Origin of the sequence: Aestuariibaculum suncheonense (genome assembly GCF_014596935.1) — a bacterium.
Classification (GTDB): domain Bacteria; phylum Bacteroidota; class Bacteroidia; order Flavobacteriales; family Flavobacteriaceae; genus Aestuariibaculum; species Aestuariibaculum suncheonense.
Window position 1 is genome coordinate 305,654 of sequence record NZ_JACVXC010000004.1, and the last position, 19,334, is coordinate 324,987.

The following is a 19,334-nucleotide window of genomic DNA, read 5'->3' on the forward strand; positions in this document are numbered from 1 at the left end:
CTAAACGATTGGTTTCATAGCCGTCATAGACGCTCTTAAGAACGAACCGATTTTCTCTACCGGATGCTCTCTTAACGCTTTATTAACCGCTATTAACTTCGCATTATCAACACCTTTACCGTTATCTTTAGCATAAGCTTTACCAATAACATCAGTGTCTATTTTTGTCATGAAATCTGCTAATAATGGCTTACAAGCGTGGTCGAATAAATAACAACCGTACTCAGCAGTATCAGAAATCACACTGTTCATTTCGTATAATTTACGTCTTGCAATCGTGTTAGCGATAAGCGGCGTTTCGTGTAACGACTCATAGTAAGCAGACGCATCGATAATTCCTGAATCGGTCATAGCTTCGAAAGCTAATTCCACACCAGCTCTTACCATAGCTACCATTAACACACCATTATCGTAGAACTCTTGCTCAGAGATTTCAACATCACCTGCAGGTGTTTTTTCAAAAGCTGTTTCTGCAGTAGCTGCTCTCCATGTTAATAATTTCTCATCACCGTTAGCCCAGTCTTCCATCATGCCGCTAGAGAAACGTCCTTCCATAATATCATCCATATGCTTTTGGAATAACGGACGCATGATATCTTTTAATTCTTCTGAAAGTTCGAATGCTTTAATTTTAGCTGGATTTGAAAGTCTGTCCATCATATTAGTGATACCACCATACTTAAGACCTTCGGTAATGGTTTCCCATCCGTACTGAATTAATTTAGAAGCGTAACCAGCATCGATACCTTTTTCAATCATTTTATCGAAACAAAGGATAGATCCTGTTTGTAACAATCCACATAAAATGGTTTGCTCACCCATTAAATCCGATTTCACCTCAGCAACGAAAGATGATTCTAACACACCTGCTCTGTCACCTCCAGTTGCTGCTGCATAAGCTTTAGCTTGTGACCATCCTTTTCCTTCAGGATCGTTTTCAGGATGTACTGCTATAAGTGTTGGCACACCAAAACCTCTTTTATACTCTTCTCTAACCTCTGATCCAGGACACTTAGGCGCCACCATGATTACGGTCAAATCTTCACGAATTTGAGTACCTTCTTCAACAATGTTGAATCCGTGAGAATACGATAACGTTGCTCCTTTTTTCATTAAAGGCATTACCGCATTTACAACACTTGTATGTTGTTTATCTGGAGTTAAGTTTAATACTAAATCTGCCGTTGGAATTAACTCTTCGTATGTTCCTACATTAAATCCGTTATCTGTTGCATTTACAAACGACTTACGTTTTTCAGCAATCGCCTCAGCACGTAATGCATAAGAAATATCTAATCCTGAATCTCTCATGTTTAACCCTTGGTTAAGTCCTTGCGCACCACAACCTACGATAACAATTTTTTTGCCTTTTAATGCATTTACACCATCTTCAAATTCTGAAGAGTCCATAAATCTACACTTCGATAATTGGTCTAATTTATCTCTTAACGAAAGTGTGTTAAAATAATTTCCCATTTTTTAATTTCTAGTTATTATGATTATTGAATGCCATAAGCATATCGGTTACTCTCATTTCGTCTTTTGTTACTGCAATACGCCCGGCACGCACAAACTGCATGATGCCAAACACATTTAAATCTCTGCGAAGCGATTCAATTTCATGTCGTCTTCCTGATTTTTCTAAAACAAAAAACTCTTTATTTACTGTAACAATTCTTGAATTGCTATCTTTTATAATATTCTGAATTTGAGGCTCCTCAAACAATAACGCCGACTTGATTTTAAACATACAAGATTCGGTATAAATCGTTTCTTCATCGGTATGATAATACGCGCGAATCACCTCGATCTGTTTTTCAAACTGCTTTACAATTTTCGCCGCCTGAGCTTCTGTAATATTGACAACAATAACAAATCGGAACACATCATCAATTTCAGATTGTGATGTTGTTAAACTTTCAATGTTGATATGTCTGCGCTGAAAAATTGCCGAAACACGGTTTAACAAACCAATGTTGTTTTCGGTATAAAGCGATATGGTAAATGTTTTTATTTCTTCGTTCATTCTTTCTGATAATTTAGCTTAAACGTACATCTGAAACCGAAGCTCCTGTTGGAACCATCGGGAATACATTATCCTCTTTTTCAACGCAAACTTCAAGGAAATAAGCATCTTTTGAAGCAATCATTTCTTTAACGGCATCGGCTAATTCTGCTCTGGTTTTTACACGTTTAGCTTCAATGTAGTATCCTTTGGCAATAGTAACGAAATCTGGATTCGTCATTTCGGTAGACGCATAACGCTTATCGAAGAATAACTGTTGCCACTGGCGCACCATTCCTAAGAATTCGTTGTTTAAAACCACTATTTTAACCGGAACTTTGGTTTGGAAAATAGTCCCTAATTCCTGAATATTCATTTGATAACCACCATCACCAATAATAGCAACAACTTCACGATCTGGAGCTCCCATTTTCGCACCAATGGCTGCCGGTAAAGCGAAGCCCATGGTTCCTAAACCACCCGATGTAATATTACTTTTGGTCACGTTGAAATGGGCATAACGACAAGCTATCATCTGGTGCTGTCCAACATCAGAAACAATGGCTGCATTCCCTTTCGTTTCTTCATTAATCTGTCTTAATACCTCACCCATAGTCAGGCCTTCCTTTTCCGGATGGATATCCCCTTTTATTACCTGTTCAAACTCAATAGCATACAAATCTTTAAATTCCTGTAACCAGGCATCATGCGATTTTGCTTCTAATAAAGGTAATAATTGGGCTAAACTGTCTTTAGAATCACCAATTACAGCCACATCGGTTTTTACGTTCTTATCAATCTCAGCCGGATCGATATCGAAGTGTACTATTTTCGCTTGCTTTGCGTAAGAATCTAATTTACCAGTTACACGGTCGTCAAAACGCATTCCTATGGCAATTAACACATCACATTCGTTGGTTAATTTGTTAGGCGCATAATTTCCGTGCATCCCCACCATTCCAATATTTAATGGATGTGATGTAGGCATTGCAGAAGCACCAAGAATGGTCCAAGCCGAAGGAATACCTGCCTTCTCCACTACTGCTTTTAATTCTTCTTCAGCCTTACCTAAAATAACGCCTTGTCCCCAAACAATCATTGGTTTTTTAGCTGCGTTAATTAAATCGGCTGCCGCCTGAACATCTGCAGGATTTGTTTTTGGTACCGGCCAATAGCTACGTACACCTTTGCAAGGTACGTACTCAAAATCAAGCTCCCCTACTTGTGCATCTTTAGTAATATCTACAAGTACAGGCCCTGGACGACCACTTTTTGCTATATAAAATGCCTTTGCTAATGCTGCAGGAATATCGGCAGCTTTCGTTACCTGACAGTTCCATTTGGTAACCGGCGTAGAAATACCTACAATATCGGTTTCCTGAAACGCATCGCTACCTAACAAATGAGAAAACACCTGACCCGTAATACAGACTAATGGTGTAGAATCGATTTGCGCATCGGCAATACCTGTGACTAAATTAGTTGCACCTGGTCCTGAAGTTGCGATAGCAACTCCAACTTTACCTGAAATACGAGCATAACCCTGAGCTGCGTGAGCCGCCCCTTGTTCATGCCTGGTTAAGACGTGATGAATCTGGTCTTGAAACTTAAACAGTTCATCATAAACAGGCATAATAGCACCTCCCGGATATCCGTAAAGAATGTCTACACCTTCTGCGATTAAACTGCGTACTACAGCTTCGCTACCTGAAATACGCATCGTTTTACTTGCCACTTCCTGTGTTTTATTTTCCGTTTCTGTGTTCATAATTCACAATTTCTATATGTGAGATTTCCGCTTTCGCGGAAATAAAAAATCTATTTAAAATGCGTCAGTTACACAACCTTTTGAAGCTGAAGCTACTGATTTCGCATACTTGTATAATATTCCTTTTTTGTGCTTTAATTCCGGAGCTACCCAAGCGGCTTTACGCTTCGCCAGTTCTTCTTCTGAAATTAACACATTAATAGAATTGTCTTCCGCACTAATTCTAATACGATCTCCGGTTTCAACCAATGCAATTGTTCCTCCGGTTTGTGCTTCTGGTGTAATGTGTCCTACCACAAACCCGTGAGTACCACCAGAGAATCGTCCGTCGGTAATTAAAGCCACCGATTTTCCTAAACCAGCTCCCATAATCAAAGAGGTTGGTTTTAACATTTCCGGCATACCCGGACCTCCTTTAGGACCTACGTAACGGATAACAACCACATCGCCTTTAGCAACCTCACCGTTAGAAATACCTGTATTAGCCGCCTGCTCACCATCGTAAACCACCGCTTTGCCTTCGAATACCAAGCCTTCTTTTCCAGAAATTTTTGCTACTGCACCTTCTTCTGCTAAGTTTCCATAAAGGATTTGTAAATTTCCTGAAGATTTTAAAGCTTTATCTGTTGGATAAATAACGTCTTGTTCGTCTTCAAACTGAAGCGGCTCCACGTCTTTTAAGTTTTCAGCTAATGTTTTACCCGTTACTGTCATACAGTCGCCGTGTAAATATCCATTATCTAATAAATACTTCATTACGGCTGGTGTACCACCAATACCGTGAACATCCTCCATTAAGTATTTACCACTCGGTTTTAAATCAGCGATTAATGGGGTTCTATCGCTAACACGTTGAAAATCTTCTAAAGTAAATTCAATATCTGCTGCATGTGCAATCGCTAAAAAGTGTAGAACCGCGTTGGTAGATCCTCCAAGTGCATTTACGATAGCAATAGCGTTTTCAATAGATTTTTTAGAAATGATATCTAATGGCTTTAAATCTAATTCCAATAGATTTTTAATAGCAACGGCTGTTCTTTCGCTTTCAGATAGTTTATTTGGGTTTTCAGCTGGGATAGATGAATTATAAGGCAGTGCAAACCCCATACATTCAATCGCTGATGCCATGGTGTTCGCGGTATACATACCTCCACAAGCTCCTGCTCCTGGAATGGCACTTTTTATAATTTCTCTATATTCTTCTTCATCAATCTCACCTGCTACCTTTTGACCTAAAGCTTCGAATGCCGATACAATATTTAATTTTCTTCCTTTATAATTTCCTGAGGCTATGGTTCCACCGTACATCATGATTGACGGACGGTTTAATCGTAACATGGCTATTACAGCACCTGGCATATTCTTATCACAGCCTACTACAGAAACAAGTGCATCGTAACTTTGCGCATTCATAACAGTTTCAATAGAATCGGCAATGATATCGCGAGAAGCCAGTGAATAATTCATCCCTGAAGTTCCCATTGAAATACCATCACTTACACCAATAGTATTAAATCCTAAACCAACTAAACCGGCGATATTACACTCTATTTTAACCTCAGCAGCTAAATTATTTAAGTGCATATTACAAGGGTTACCATCGTAACCGGTACTTGCAATACCCACCTGAGCTTTTTTCATATCCTCATCAGTTAACCCCACGGCGTAAAGCATAGCTTGCGAGGCTGGTTGAGATTCATCTTGAGTAAGTCGTTTACTGTGTTTATTAAGTTCTTTCATTTTTATTAAAGATATTCTACAATCTATCCTATATTTTATTTAATACTTTATGTTTTTAAGACTAACCTTAGAAATAATCAAATTGCTAAATTGAGGTTCGAAATTAGTCCTTTAGGTTTTTAATTCTTTTTTTCTTTGTTTTTCAGGGTTAAATCCACTGCTTTAAATATTCAACTAAATAGCTGACTATCAATTTTTTAATCAGATATTTTTATGATGTCCAAAAATTAAAATTATCGCATAAAAAAAGCCTTCCTAAATTGGAAGGCTTTATATATTCATATAAAATTTTAACAATAGCCTTCCTATCCCTGTGAAATAATCACAATGACAATAATAGAAATGCTAATTAAAATTTGGTTTCTCATAATCTCGAAAGACAAATATTTAAATTATTTATTTAACAACCAATTAATTCCTTAAAAAAATCAAAACTAATTCTCTATTCCTTATTATTTTTTTACTTTTGCCCTCGTAAAATAACAGAGGAAAGATTTGACTGATTGCAACCTCTTTGTAACAAACCCAATTTATTAAAAATTTATAAATGAGTTTGATACAATCAAAAATGCTAAAGGCAGTGCAAACTTCCTTCGACGTTATCCGTCAAATCTTAGTATAAAAATAGTTTTATGGCATATTTATTCACTTCAGAAAGTGTTTCTGAAGGCCACCCAGATAAGGTTGCTGACCAAATTAGCGACGCTTTAATTGACAATTTTTTAGCTTTCGATAAAGAATCGAAAGTTGCATGTGAAACCCTTGTAACCACCGGACAGGTTGTCCTTGCCGGAGAGGTAAAATCACACACCTATTTAGATGTTCAAAAAATTGCGAGAGACACCATTAACAGTATTGGTTATACCAAAGGTGAATACATGTTTGACGGCAACTCTTGTGGTGTGTTTTCGGCAATTCACGAGCAGTCTGACGATATTAATCGTGGTGTTGACCGCGCTTCTAAAGAAGAACAAGGTGCAGGAGATCAAGGAATGATGTTTGGTTACGCTACAAACGAAACTGAAAACTTCATGCCGTTGGCTTTAGATTTATCACACCGTATCTTAAAAGAACTTTCAGATTTACGTCGTGAAAACAAAGACATCACCTATTTAAGACCAGACTCTAAAAGTCAGGTAACCATTGAATATAGTGATGATAATGTGCCACAACGTATTGATGCCATCGTGGTGTCTACACAGCACGACGATTTCGCTGACGACGACACGATGTTGGCCAAAATTAGAAAAGACATTGTTGAGATTTTAATCCCACGTGTTATCGCTAAATTACCAGAGCAAATTCAGGCGTTGTTTAACGACGACATTAAATACCACATTAACCCAACCGGTAAATTCGTAATTGGTGGACCACACGGTGATACCGGACTTACAGGGCGTAAAATTATTGTAGATACTTACGGCGGAAAAGGTGCTCACGGTGGTGGTGCTTTCTCAGGAAAAGACCCAAGTAAAGTAGACCGTAGTGCTGCTTATGCAACACGCCATATTGCTAAAAACTTAGTTGCTGCTGGTGTTGCCGACGAGATTTTAGTACAGGTAAGTTATGCTATTGGTGTTGTTGAGCCTATGGGTATTTTTATCAATACCTACGGTACGTGTCCGTTTAACATGACTGATGGTGAAATCGCAGAGAAAGTTTCTGAAATTTTCGATATGCGTCCATTCGCTATTGAAGAGCGCTTAAAACTAAGAAATCCTATTTATAGTGAAACTGCTGCTTACGGCCACATGGGACGCACCAATGAGATCGTAACCAAAACCTTCACACAGCCAACAGGTGAAAGCGTTACATTAGACGTCGAGTTATTCACCTGGGAAAAATTAGACTATGTAGACCAAGTGAAAGAAGCTTTCAACTTATAATTTATACTTCATTATAACATAAAAAAACTCCGTAATTTTAAACTTATGGAGTTTTTTTATATCTGTTTTTTTTTAAATCATTTTACAACACAAACCACAGAAGACTTAAATACCCTGTACATGTTCTTCAAGCAATATTTGAACCCTCCCAAAGTGATCCTTAAAAACAACAAACGCCCATAAAATGAGCGCTTATGTATCATGGTTTTACAACATTATGAGGTTATTTAACAGCTACCCGTGTTGTAGGTAGTTTTAATTCGATATTTGACAAATTTCATCTATGTTTCTGTTAAACTTAAGTAAATCACTAAAGCAACTTTTACAATTAATAGAATTAGCATAAAAGAAATACTCAAAATCATCTCTTGTAGGGACAGTTTTTTGATTGCAATTTTCACATATGAAATTTAGGTTTTCTGATATAAAATTTAATACTTCATTACTTTTAGCTATTTCGGTAATTTTATTTGCCTCTGCGTATAAGATATATCCTATCAGCCTTCTAAATTGCTTTAAAACTTGTCTTGATTTATTTTCTGAATCACTCTTTTCTGTAAAACTAAAAGCTATTTCATCAATAACAGATGCAGTATAAAAAAGCAAAGGAGGTATTGTTGAGTAATAATCATTTAGTTGTTCAAAAATATCTTCCTGTTTTGAAAAAATGAAGTTTAAGTTTTGCTCAGCAGTCTTATAGTTTTTATCAATTGTTACTATATGCAAGGCTTTGTTAGAAACACCATTTAATCCTCTTTCAAGGGATTTGTCATATCTTAACTCGTAAATAGAGTCTTTAGAGTGAAAAAAATTCATTTTTAATTTAGAAATACAATTTTCAATTGTTTCCTTTATGATTTCTTTTTTATCATGTTTATAACTGGGGTCGTAATTTTTTGGTTCCCCAATATGGAAAAATTTATAAATAAAATCTTTTCTATCTACAAGCAGTTGTTCTAATAGAAATAATTCGTCTGTGAAGGGTTTTCTTGAGAGAGCATAAGCAACAGTAGATTTGCATTTTTTTGCACAACTTAAAGATTCAAACACAAAATTTACGAAGTCGGAACTAATAGATAATAATATGTGTTTTGTTAAAATTTTTTCAATATCATCATTTAATTCATTTTCCTTCAAAAAGTCTAATATGTGCATTTCACCATTTTGAAACTCTTCAAACTTTAGATTGTTTTCATTGAAGCTAAGATTAGTTTCATATAATGTTTTGTATTTATTTTTGGTGAATATTTCTGTTATTTGGTCGTAAATTATTGCACAAATATTGTTTGTTTTATGATGCTCTTTTGGAAGGACTGTATCCTTTTCGTTTTCTATGAATAGTATTTGTTTCATAAATTACCTACAACGCAGTGTATATGAATGATTGAAAACTACATATTCACCTAATCGGGTGGGATAACGATGGTTTTTAAGCTTTATTTTCATTCCTATCATTTTTGTATCATCATGTACATTGCAATATAATAACTTTCTTACAATTTATTATGCGACAAGCTATTATTTTTACAGTCATTATATAGGTTTCCTTCGAGTCATGTTCGACATTCCTTCGGGGATTCTTCGGTAAAACCCTTATTTTACGAAGAAAACCCGAACAATCCCCGAAGGAATGTCGAAGAAAACCCCTATAAATCAACAAAGTTATATTTAAAATCTTACACTAGATATTAATTAGTCGGTTTTTTCTTATTTAAAATATTAATCTTAGGTATCGGCACTCGATGGCCTACGATTTGTCCCCGGTTTTTAGATTTTGTTATGGTTTATTATATGGAAGGATTTCGAAGTAGCATATCTCGTCATGACCTTTCTCAAGTTTCGATGTTTAGTTATCATTCCGAATGCAGGTGTCTTCCACTTCACATAGCTTTGACATGTAACGCATGGCTAACTGCATGAACGATTACCACAAAAGACATGATTAAAAACAAGGCCTCTAATAACACAACTTTGAGATATTATTGCTTGTAAACCTTAATCTTTTGAGCAGAAAATAAACATAGGAAACATACAGAAATAAAAAAGCCTGCTTGATGCAGGCTTTTCAGTTTTGTGGGGAGAGCAGGATTCGAACCTGCGAAGACATAGTCAGCAGATTTACAGTCTGCCCTCGTTGGCCGCTTGAGTATCTCCCCAAAACCGGGTGCAAATATATCATTGTTTATCAAACTACACAACATAAAATTCATGCAATTTCAAAAAAAATATTTAAAACCATAATTAACAAGGTTTTACAATATGATTTTTTTTTCAAAATAATCTTTCACACCAAGATATCATATTAAAATCTTCGGTCTCCGGCACGTTCACTGAACTGCGCACGCATTTCTTCCATCTTCTTTTTCACCAAATCGTCATAATCGGCACGGGTAATTTCTTTTCCTTTTGAAGGAGCTTCGATGGCAACTTTCTCGGCAGGATTCATGATAATTTTAGAACAGTATAAGGTTGTTCTGTCTACTGTAACCTCTAAAATTAATCCCGGAAGCCCCCAATAATCGCCAGGCCCCTGATTAATTGGCAGTTGTAAGGTATACCAGGCTTCCACTTCTACTTCTTTGGTTGCCGCCGGCTCTTCTTCATTTCCGTTAGCATCTGCTCGTCTTCTAAAATTCCCTGGACCTACATTAGGTACGGTTCGTGTTGTCGTTGCTTTTAAACACATGTAATCACCAATTTTCTTAGATTCGTTCGTCATTTTCCAATCTAAATTCGGTAATTCATCCTTTATTATAAACTGCTTTCCAAAAAACTCCTGATCTTGGATTAGCTGTTTTTCTTTGATATTTTTGTACTGAGGCCCGTTGGAAAAACTATTCATCATCCCACGCCAGCGACCCCCACCTGCAGCTTCTGTTTCTTCAACCTTATAAAACGATTCTATTTGATTAAAGGTTAAAACATAGGTTTTATCTAGCATCTCTTTCATACGCTCTGCCATGCGCTTTTGACGTTCCGGATCGATGTCACCACCACCAAAGCCTTGCATATCGACATTGGTATTCGATTGATAATACGCAATACCCTGGAACTCCTTTTGAGCGAACGCCACCACCGAAACCAATAAGGCTGAACCTAAGGCCAAATGTTTAAAGTATTTCATGTTCATAAGTTATTTTTTATTTGAAACGTTAGTAACTCTATTTAGAAAAGTTGTTTTTATTTTTAGTTAGATATCAAAAATATGATTAAGTTTAATTGCTATATGTTAAATTATCAATAAAAACGCACAAGTCGCATAATAATATATATTTAGAATTCAAGTATATATAGACTGTAACGACACTTGAATATGCAAAAACATTGGCGCTTTTTTGTACTTTTGATTTCTACATGAAAAAATTAAGATATCTGTTGGCTTTTATATCGCTCTCGATATATTCTCAGGAATATGTTGAAACCGCGTTTATTAAAGACACCAAATTAGAAGCCGATAGGTTTATTAGCGTTTCCAGTTTTGAAGCCACATTTTATATTTTCGATAATGTGCTATTCAAACAAGAAAAAAATTCCAAAGGTATCGATGTTGGTTATAACAATTTTCAATTAGGAAACATTACATCGGTAAACACCTTTAATCCCTTAAAAATTAATTTGTTTTATAAAGACTTTAACACGGTAGTTATTTTAGATAATCGCATGGCTGAAATCTCGAAAATAGATTTCAATGCTCTCGAAGAGCAAAAGTATATTACCCATGTTTCTACTGGCTACGATAATACGCTCTGGGTTTTCAACCAAAACAACCAGCAACTGGAGCTTTTTGACTATAACACCGAAACAACCCGTGTCACATCTATGCCTATTCAAAGCCCGGTATTAGACATTAAAAGCAATTACAATACATGCTGGGTACTTACCGAAAAATATTTATACGTCTATAATTACTTTGGTAGTCTGGTTAAAAAAATTAAAAACAAAGGCTATACGACATTCGAACAAAGCAACGCCAACATCATCCTGAAAAAAGATAATTCATTATTCTTTTTAAAAAACACATCTGACGATATTATCCCTATAAAATTACCAAATTTGTTGATAAATGCGTTTTTTGTAACCAACGAAACCTTGTATATTTACGACAACGAAACCCTACATGAATACCAAATAAAAACCATCTAACGCTATGCATATTGCTATTGCCGGAAATATTGGCGCAGGAAAAACCACCCTTACAAAACTACTTGCAAAACATTATCACTGGGAAGCACAGCTGGAAGATGTTGTAGACAATCCGTACTTAGACGATTTTTACAATCAGATGGAACGCTGGAGTTTTAACCTACAGGTTTACTTTTTAAACAGTCGTTTTCGCCAAATCTTACAAATTCGCGAAAGTGGAAAAGACATTATTCAAGACAGAACCATTTACGAAGATGCTCATATTTTCGCTCCTAACTTACATGCCATGGGGTTAATGACCAATCGTGACTTTGAAAATTACCGTTCGCTATTCGATCTTATGGAATCGCTGGTTCAGGGGCCCGATATTCTTATTTATTTACGAAGCTCTATTCCTAATCTGGTATCGCAAATTCAAAAACGTGGTCGTGAATATGAAAACTCCATTAGTATTGATTATTTAAGCCGACTTAATGAACGTTACGAAGCATGGATACATGGTTACAATAAAGGGAAATTATTAATTATTGATGTTGATAAACTGGATTTCGTATCAAAACCCGAAGATTTGGGCTTTGTTATTAACACTATTGATGCTGAAATAAACGGCTTATTTTAGTATTTTTGCGGCCTTAAATATTTTCAACAATAAATGACGGCGACAAAAACCATAGCTCTTGCCTTTATGTTTATGCTTGGGAGCTTCATCTCCAATGCACAAACGCACATGGACACCACCAACTCTAAAGCACAAGGTCGTATCTGGAAAAACCTTAAATACGACGGTAGCTTTGTTCTTAAAAGTGTTGGAAATGGATTTACTCAACCCCTGCGCTGGCAGAAAAAAGACTTTTTAACAGCCGCTGGTATTGTCGCTGGAACCGGACTCTTATATGCTGCCGATAATGAAGCTCATACTTATTTTCTGGAACAAAGTGAAAACGCTCCTCAGGTTTTAAAAGAATTTGGCTGGTACTTTGGTAGCCCGCAAAACTTTTTTATGGTTACCGCAGGTATTTATGGTTTCGGACTCATAACCGATAATGAAAAAGTACGCGAAACAGGAGTTCTAATAATTGGATCTGCTGTAACTTCCGGACTTATCCAAACCCTTTCAAAAAATATTGTAGGTAGAGCGCGCCCAACTGATGGCGACCGTAACGATTTCGACATTTTCTCTAAAGAGCCTGGATATCACTCCTTCCCTTCTGGTCATACCATTTTATCTGTTTCTATGGCACACGCCATTGCCAAGCAATTCGATAACATCTGGGTTAAAGTGGGCATATACGCCGTCGGGTCCATTGCTCCGGTTTCCAGACTATGGGCAGGCGCACACTGGTTAAGTGATGTTGGACTTGGTTACGCCATCGCTATAGCAACCGTAGATGGTGTGGATAACTTTATGAAGAAAAAATCGGCATATACCTATGGCCATTCCAACAAAATAAGTTGGCAATTTAAAGCGGGTTACGGTACTTTAGGGGTTGTGGGAACATTTTAAACCATCTTCCTTAGGTGTTTTAATTCTCAATAAATCATCATGCCAACTAAATTATAACACTATTTATAAGGGTTTTAACATTTAATTACCAATTTTTAGTGGTTTGAATGCATATTTTCGTGGCTTCATAAAATTTGTCGATTATAAACCATGAAAAAAATTACCTTATTTTTTCTGTTAGCCATACTCGCTAACATTTCCTTTTCACAGGAAAATCAGGAAAACTTAACACCCACACCCAATTACAAATTAGCTACTAAGTTTTCGCCTTACAACTTAGCTAAAATGGTACATTCTACCGAAGTTAAGCCTATGTGGCTGGAACATGGCAATCGGTTCTGGTACCAGTACAAAACCACCGAAGGCTCTAACTATTACATTGTAGATGCCGATAAAAGAACCAAAAAGAAATTATTCGACAACGCCAAAATGGCAAAATGGCTAACCGAAATCACCAAAGATCCATACGACGCCAAGCACCTGCCTAGGTTCGATTTTGAATTTGTTGATAACGATACCGCTATTCGATTCAAATTAACATCGAATGAAGAGGTTGAAGTCGTTGATGAAAAAGCAAAAAAAGAAACCGACTCGACACAAACCGATTCTACGAAAGCTAAAAAGGAGAAAAAGAAAGCTCCTAAAATGGAAAAGAAAAAATACTATCTTGAATACAAATTAGGTTCTGATGGTTTAACAGTTCTGGAATACGAAAAAGACAAAAAAGAACCATGGAAAACATGGGCTAATGTATCACCAGACAGTACTGTGGTTTTATTCTCTAAAAATCACAATTTATACTGGATGGATAAAGAAAACTTCCTGAAACTTGTAAAAGACGAAAAAGACACAACCGTTGTTGAAAACCAGTGGACTAAAGATGGTGAGCGTTATTTTGGATATGGCGGAAGCAATAAAGAGGAAGAGAACGATTCAAAACCTGCAGACACCACCAAACGCGAAGCCATTCACGGATACTGGTCTCACGACTCTAAAAAATTCGTGTTTCAAAAAACAGATTCACGCCATATTAAAGATTTATGGGTCATCAACTCGGTTGATAAAGGTCGCCCGACTCTAGAAACCTACAAATACCACATGGCTGGTGAGCCGGAGTTTTACAAAACAGATTTGTTGATCTTCGACATGCCATCAAAAGAAATCACAACCGTTCAATTAGACAGTACCGTACAGCAGACTATTGGTATTTACACACATCAATATAAAAAAGCTGATAAAAGCGAACACAAACCACGCTTATTACTTTCTAAAAAAAATAAAGTGTATTTCAACACTGTGAGTCGTGATCGCAAACGCTTAGACATTCATGTTGCCGACCTTAATACCGGAGAAGTAAAAACCTTAATCGAAGATCACTTCAACACCTATGTCGATAAAAAAGACATTGTTTTATTTAATAATGAAACCGAAATTCTACACTGGTCTGAACGCGACGGTTGGGGGCACTTCTATTTATACGACGCCAACGGAACACTTAAAAATCAAGTAACAACTGGTGAATTCCACGTGGATGACTTTAAAGGTATAGATGAAAAAACACGTACGGTTTATTTTATTGCTAACGGGGTGAATAAAGATCAAGATCCGTATTACCAGCATTTATACAAAGTAAACTTGAACGGAAGCGGATTTAAATGTTTAAATGAAGGTGACTATGACAACGCTGCTGATTTAGCAGATTCTAACCTGTACTTTGTTAACAACTATTCCAGAGTAGATACCACACCTAAGTCGGAACTTAGAAACAGCAACGGTAAAGTTATTTTAGAATTAGAAGAAGCCGATTTATCACAACTTATGGCTGCCGGATATAAATTCCCTGAACCATTTAAACTTAAGGCTGCTGATGGCATCACTGATTTGTACGGAGTCATGTACAAACCTTACGATTTCGATGAAACCAAAAAATATCCAATTTTAGAATACGTTTATCCTGGCCCGCAAACCGAAGCTGTAGACAAATCGTTTTCCGTGAGCATGCATAATACAGCCCGTATGGCTCAGGTTGGATTTATTGTAGTGACTGTTGGTAATCGTGGTGGTCATCCGGCACGTTCTAAATGGTACCACACTTACGGTTACGGAAACTTAAGAGATTACGGTTTAGAAGATAAAAAATATGTAGCCGAACAATTAGCCGATAAATACAATTATATCGATATTGACAAAGTTGGGATTTACGGGCACTCAGGTGGAGGATTTATGTCTACCGCCGCCATGATGGTGTATCCTGATTTCTTTAAAGTTGCTGTATCGTCTGCCGGAAATCACGATAACACGATTTACAATAGCTGGTGGAGTGAAACACACCACGGTATTAAGGAAGTTATTGGAGCAGAAGATAAAATTTCATACAAATACAACATCGACAAAAACCAGTCTTTGGTAAAGAACTTAAAAGGAAAACTAATGCTGGTTACAGGAGACATCGACAACAATGTTCACCCTGCATCAACCATTCGCGTTGCCGATGCTTTAATCAAAGCCAACAAACGTTTCGATTTTATGGTTATGCCAGGACAACGTCATAGTTTTGGTAGAATGTATGAATACTTCTTCTGGTTAAAAGCCGATTATTTCAGCAAACACTTTTTAGGAGTTGAAGCCACTAGTACCGATATTACTGAAATGAATATTGACATTGCAAGAAAATATTAATCTCTAAAATATTTTTATTTAAACATAAAAAAAGGCTACTATTTATTTTTTTAATAGTAGCCTTTTTTATGCGATAGTATTCCTGATGTTACTCAATAAATTCTACAAGCTTAAAACTTCCTGTATAAGTAGAAGCTACCGAAGACTTTCTTCCTTTTGCAATCAACAAATCAACAGTGTAATAATAAGTACCAAGCGATCCATCTAAAGGCAAATAACTCTCAGGATCTAATTTTATAGAACTTTGACCCGGCACATCTACTGAAGGTAAAAACACCTCTACAGCCTCTTTACCAGGATCTGGAGTGGTAATTGTTATTTGCACATCGTATTGAGTCGATTTTCTTTTAGTGTTAATAATTTCAATAAACCCCTGAAAATTTCTATAAGTAACTTCTGGTCGACCACCTACAGCATAAACTTGATGGGTAACCACACGTTGGCTACTACCATCTCCGTAACGCAAATAACTCGCAAATGTGTAACCATAATCGAGTGCAATAATATTAGTGTGAGTAGTATAAGTTTCTATTTCAGAACCTTCATAAATCTCCGCTACTTCAGAAGGCAATGTTTGACTAGTAACGCCTTTAGAAGTTTCCCACAAATATTCAGGAAAAACTCCAAATTGACCAATTTCTATTAAATCAACAACATCATTGGCAAAATGAACTGTAATAGTTCCTGTTTCTGGAGAAAGACGAAAACTACATTGATTATCAGAGGCACAATCTACCCCAGTAGCTATTGCTATTATTTCCTCTCGACTCATCCCTAAAGTTATTACATCTCCAAGACCAACCCCTTCAATAATTTTTAAATCCATTAGATTTGAGATTTCTAAAGTTGAATTTACAATAGTTGTATCTTCAATTTCTGATGTAATTACTTCATCATTAGTTTGGTTACTACAAGCTGTAATTAAAAAAGCAGTAAATAAAAATAAGGCTATTTGTTTCATAAAATATAGTTTAGTTGACTTTTAAACTTACTATTGTATAAATTTAAAGTCTGGTTAGTAATCGCTTCAAATCGTCTAGTTGCCCTATCCTAGTACTAGGACATATAAGAGAAAAAAGTATATAAAACTTTTAGTCCCCCTCTGTTTCAATACCTTACATCCTTTTATGCTTTTTCATACACTTCTTTAAAAACTTACAGTACAAAAAATTACCTATAAAAAAAGTCGCCTACATTGGTTTATAGACGACTTAACAACAAATGATAATATATTTTACTAAATTACTCCTTTCAAGAATCGCCTTTTAAAGCTTTAACTCTAGAAATAACCTCTTCTTCTTCACCATTAAAAGTATCATATGAAGTTGATGTTTCCCCGTTTTGAGTTGTTACTGTGGTTACCACAGCTTGTACGGTGCCATCATCATTTTTAGTCATATCAACTTTAATTTCTTTGACAACCTCAACTTGATTTGACGCGTAAGCCGTATCTTCATCTAGAGATAATGCAATACTCGGCGCAATAACCAAGGCTACTACCGACATTAATTTCAATAATATGTTTAATGAAGGCCCTGACGTATCTTTAAACGGATCTCCAACCGTATCACCAACAACGGCAGCTTTGTGTGCATCGGTTCCTTTACGACCATCAGCCTCAATCATTTTTTTAGCATTATCCCAGGCGCCACCAGCATTAGACTGAAAAATAGCCATAAGCACACCACAGGTTGTTACACCTGCAAGTAAGCCTCCTAACATTTCAGCATGTCCTACAAATCCAACGACTACAGGTACAGCAATCGCTAATAAACCAGGCAACACCATTTCTTTAATAGATGCCTTTGTTGAAATATCAACACACTTTCCATACTCTGCATAACCGTCGGCAGCATCAAAAATAGCTCTATCTTCTTTTGACGCTTTGCTCATATCAGAGTCATATTTACGCATCACCTCTAAAGCTGCTTTTAGCTGCGGAATATCTTTAAACTGGCGACGTACTTCTTCAATCATTGCCATGGCAGCTCGACCAACCGCATTCATTGATAAGGCCGAAAACACAAAAGGTAGCATCCCTCCAATTAATAATCCTGCCATAACCGTTGGTTTTGAAACATCTATTGATGTTACATTAGCTACTTTCATAAAAGCAGAAAATAAGGCCAACGCTGTTAATGCTGCTGAAGCAATGGCAAATCCTTTACCAATAGCAGCTGTGGTATTACCAACAGCATCTAATTTATCGGTACGTTCACGAACTTCACTTGGTAATTCAGCCATCTCAGCAATACCTCCGGCATTATCAGAAATAGGTCCGTAGGCATCAACTGCTAACTGAATTCCTGTATTTGCTAACATCCCTACAGCCGCTATTGCAATACCATATAAGCCCGCAAAATAATGCGATACTAAAATTGCTGCAGCAATGAATAATATAGGAAACATGGTAGACATCATACCAACACCTAAACCTGCAATAATATTAGTTGCAGCACCTGTTTCTGATTGTTTTACAATACTATTCACCGGTTTTGTTCCGGTACCTGTATAATATTCTGTTATTTTACCAACTGCTAATCCTGCTATTAAACCTGCTAAAGTCGCAAGAAAAACTCCTAAAGAAGTATATTCCACACCACTATAAACCCAAGTTTCAGGAATTAAAATATCAATTAAAAAATAAGAAGCTACTACCATTAATCCTGCAGAACCAAATTCTCCAATATTTAAAGCGGTTTGGGGGTTACCACCATCTTTAACCTTCACAAAGAAGGTACCTACAATAGACATGATAATACCTACCGCAGCCAAAACTAACGGAAGATAAACAGCTCCTAATCCGTTAAAATTAGGTGTAACAATAAATGCTCCCAATACCATGGTTCCGATGATAGACCCTACATAAGATTCAAATAAATCGGCACCCATACCGGCTACATCACCTACATTATCACCTACGTTATCGGCTATTGTCGCAGGATTTAACGGGTGATCCTCAGGAATACCAGCTTCTACTTTCCCTACTAAATCGGCACCAACATCGGCAGCTTTGGTATAAATACCACCACCAACACGTGCGAATAAAGCTATAGACGAAGCTCCAAGAGAAAAACCTGAAAGCACATTTAAAACTAGCCCTAAGTTATCTGCTCCAGGCCAAATACCCTGATATAGAGCAAAAAGCCCACTTAAACCTAAAACACCAAGCCCTACGACACCTAAGCCCATTACGGCTCCTCCAGCAAAGGCCACTTCTAAAGCTTTTCCTAAAGAAGTTCTTGCCGCTTGAGTTGTTCTAACATTAGCCTTGGTGGCTACTTTCATTCCAATAAAACCTGCCAGAGCAGAACAAATAGCGCCCACAATAAATGATACCGCCACCATACCGTTGGATCCGGTTTCTGAACTCCCTTTAAAGTACAGCAAAATGGCTACTGCGATTACAAATACCGATAAAATTTTATATTCGGCTTTAAGGAAAGACATAGCCCCATCGGCTATATTTTTAGCAATTTTAATCATTTTCTCACTACCCTGATCCTGCTTGGAGACCCAGGCACTTTTAATAAATACAAATGCTAACGCTAAAACTCCGAAAAGCGGTAAAAAGCTCACTATTAATTCCATATTAGTTAGTTGGTTTTA

Annotated in this window: 13 protein-coding genes and 1 tRNA gene; 5 read left to right on the forward strand and 9 right to left on the reverse strand. The window is 36.7% G+C overall.

All coding sequences use genetic code 11. From position 1 onward, the window contains the following. Genes ilvC through ilvD form a run of 4 tightly spaced genes read right to left on the reverse strand, consistent with a single transcriptional unit; the run spans position 1 to position 5,513 of the window. The gene (gene ilvC, locus ICJ84_RS12265; RefSeq protein ID WP_188216698.1) at positions 1-1,476 is read right to left on the reverse strand and encodes a ketol-acid reductoisomerase; all 1,476 of its coding nucleotides are present in this window, start codon (positions 1,474-1,476) and stop codon (positions 1-3) included. A 10-nt stretch (positions 1,477-1,486) separates the two neighbouring features. Further along, positions 1,487-2,026 (reverse strand): acetolactate synthase small subunit, encoded by a 540-nt coding sequence (gene ilvN / locus ICJ84_RS12270; RefSeq protein WP_188216699.1) that lies wholly within the window; start codon positions 2,024-2,026, stop codon positions 1,487-1,489. Between the two features lie 13 nt (positions 2,027-2,039). Further along, positions 2,040-3,773, reverse strand: a complete 1,734-nt coding sequence (gene ilvB, locus ICJ84_RS12275; protein ID WP_188216700.1) for a biosynthetic-type acetolactate synthase large subunit — start codon at positions 3,771-3,773, stop codon at positions 2,040-2,042. Positions 3,774-3,827: 54 nt separating this feature from the next. Then, a complete protein-coding gene (gene ilvD, locus ICJ84_RS12280) occupies positions 3,828-5,513 on the reverse strand; it encodes a dihydroxy-acid dehydratase (protein ID WP_188216701.1) in 1,686 nt (561 codons plus the stop codon). Between the two features lie 632 nt (positions 5,514-6,145). Here ilvD and metK point away from each other — a divergent pair. Continuing rightward, positions 6,146-7,399: a methionine adenosyltransferase gene (gene metK, locus ICJ84_RS12285; protein ID WP_188216702.1), complete on the forward strand. Its 1,254-nt coding sequence runs from the start codon at positions 6,146-6,148 to the stop codon at positions 7,397-7,399. A gap of 255 nt (positions 7,400-7,654) precedes the next feature. Here metK and ICJ84_RS12290 read toward each other — a convergent pair whose 3' ends face one another. The 3 genes from ICJ84_RS12290 to ICJ84_RS12300 all read right to left on the reverse strand — a co-directional run bounded on the left by ICJ84_RS12290 (position 7,655) and on the right by ICJ84_RS12300 (position 10,523). Then, positions 7,655-8,752, reverse strand: a complete 1,098-nt coding sequence (locus ICJ84_RS12290) for a hypothetical protein (protein ID WP_188216703.1) — start codon at positions 8,750-8,752, stop codon at positions 7,655-7,657. A gap of 721 nt (positions 8,753-9,473) precedes the next feature. Then, positions 9,474-9,555 (reverse strand) — tRNA-Tyr (locus tag ICJ84_RS12295). A gap of 146 nt (positions 9,556-9,701) precedes the next feature. Then, positions 9,702-10,523 carry a GLPGLI family protein gene (locus ICJ84_RS12300; protein ID WP_188216704.1) on the reverse strand — a complete coding sequence of 274 codons (822 nt, stop codon included), beginning with the start codon at positions 10,521-10,523 and terminating at the stop codon, positions 9,702-9,704. A gap of 230 nt (positions 10,524-10,753) precedes the next feature. Here ICJ84_RS12300 and ICJ84_RS12305 point away from each other — a divergent pair, with 230 nt between their 5' ends. From ICJ84_RS12305 to ICJ84_RS12320, 4 genes are all read left to right on the forward strand, one after another. After that, the gene (locus ICJ84_RS12305) at positions 10,754-11,542 is read left to right on the forward strand and encodes a hypothetical protein (protein WP_188216705.1); all 789 of its coding nucleotides are present in this window, start codon (positions 10,754-10,756) and stop codon (positions 11,540-11,542) included. Positions 11,543-11,546: 4 nt separating this feature from the next. Then, entirely contained in the window at positions 11,547-12,161 is a 615-nt protein-coding gene (locus ICJ84_RS12310; RefSeq protein WP_188216706.1) for a deoxynucleoside kinase, read from the forward strand. Positions 12,162-12,194: 33 nt separating this feature from the next. Next, complete coding sequence (locus tag ICJ84_RS12315; protein WP_188216707.1) at positions 12,195-13,046, forward strand: phosphatase PAP2 family protein; 852 nt, start codon at positions 12,195-12,197, stop codon at positions 13,044-13,046. A 150-nt stretch (positions 13,047-13,196) separates the two neighbouring features. Next, positions 13,197-15,725: a S9 family peptidase gene (locus ICJ84_RS12320; RefSeq protein WP_188216708.1), complete on the forward strand. Its 2,529-nt coding sequence runs from the start codon at positions 13,197-13,199 to the stop codon at positions 15,723-15,725. Positions 15,726-15,813: 88 nt separating this feature from the next. Here the strand turns inward: ICJ84_RS12320 and ICJ84_RS12325 are convergent, their stop codons facing one another. Both ICJ84_RS12325 and ICJ84_RS12330 read right to left on the reverse strand, forming a co-directional pair. Further along, entirely contained in the window at positions 15,814-16,686 is an 873-nt protein-coding gene (locus ICJ84_RS12325; protein WP_188216709.1) for a hypothetical protein, read from the reverse strand. A gap of 290 nt (positions 16,687-16,976) precedes the next feature. Next, positions 16,977-19,316, reverse strand: a complete 2,340-nt coding sequence (locus tag ICJ84_RS12330; protein WP_188216710.1) for a sodium-translocating pyrophosphatase — start codon at positions 19,314-19,316, stop codon at positions 16,977-16,979. Positions 19,317-19,334 lie beyond the last annotated feature (18 nt).

Coding starts and splice junctions, on each gene's coding strand:
- ilvB (WP_188216700.1), bottom strand. CDS start 3,773: ATGAACACAGAAACGGAAAATAAAACACAGGAAGTGGCAAGTAAAACG.
- ICJ84_RS12310 (WP_188216706.1), top strand. CDS start 11,547: ATGCATATTGCTATTGCCGGAAATATTGGCGCAGGAAAAACCACCCTT.
- ICJ84_RS12330 (WP_188216710.1), bottom strand. CDS start 19,316: ATGGAATTAATAGTGAGCTTTTTACCGCTTTTCGGAGTTTTAGCGTTA.
- ICJ84_RS12320 (WP_188216708.1), top strand. CDS start 13,197: ATGAAAAAAATTACCTTATTTTTTCTGTTAGCCATACTCGCTAACATT.
- ICJ84_RS12305 (WP_188216705.1), top strand. CDS start 10,754: ATGAAAAAATTAAGATATCTGTTGGCTTTTATATCGCTCTCGATATAT.
- ICJ84_RS12325 (WP_188216709.1), bottom strand. CDS start 16,686: ATGAAACAAATAGCCTTATTTTTATTTACTGCTTTTTTAATTACAGCT.
- ICJ84_RS12300 (WP_188216704.1), bottom strand. CDS start 10,523: ATGAAATACTTTAAACATTTGGCCTTAGGTTCAGCCTTATTGGTTTCG.
- ilvD (WP_188216701.1), bottom strand. CDS start 5,513: ATGAAAGAACTTAATAAACACAGTAAACGACTTACTCAAGATGAATCT.
- ilvN (WP_188216699.1), bottom strand. CDS start 2,026: ATGAACGAAGAAATAAAAACATTTACCATATCGCTTTATACCGAAAAC.
- ilvC (WP_188216698.1), bottom strand. CDS start 1,476: ATGGGAAATTATTTTAACACACTTTCGTTAAGAGATAAATTAGACCAA.
- ICJ84_RS12290 (WP_188216703.1), bottom strand. CDS start 8,752: ATGAAACAAATACTATTCATAGAAAACGAAAAGGATACAGTCCTTCCA.
- ICJ84_RS12315 (WP_188216707.1), top strand. CDS start 12,195: ATGACGGCGACAAAAACCATAGCTCTTGCCTTTATGTTTATGCTTGGG.
- metK (WP_188216702.1), top strand. CDS start 6,146: ATGGCATATTTATTCACTTCAGAAAGTGTTTCTGAAGGCCACCCAGAT.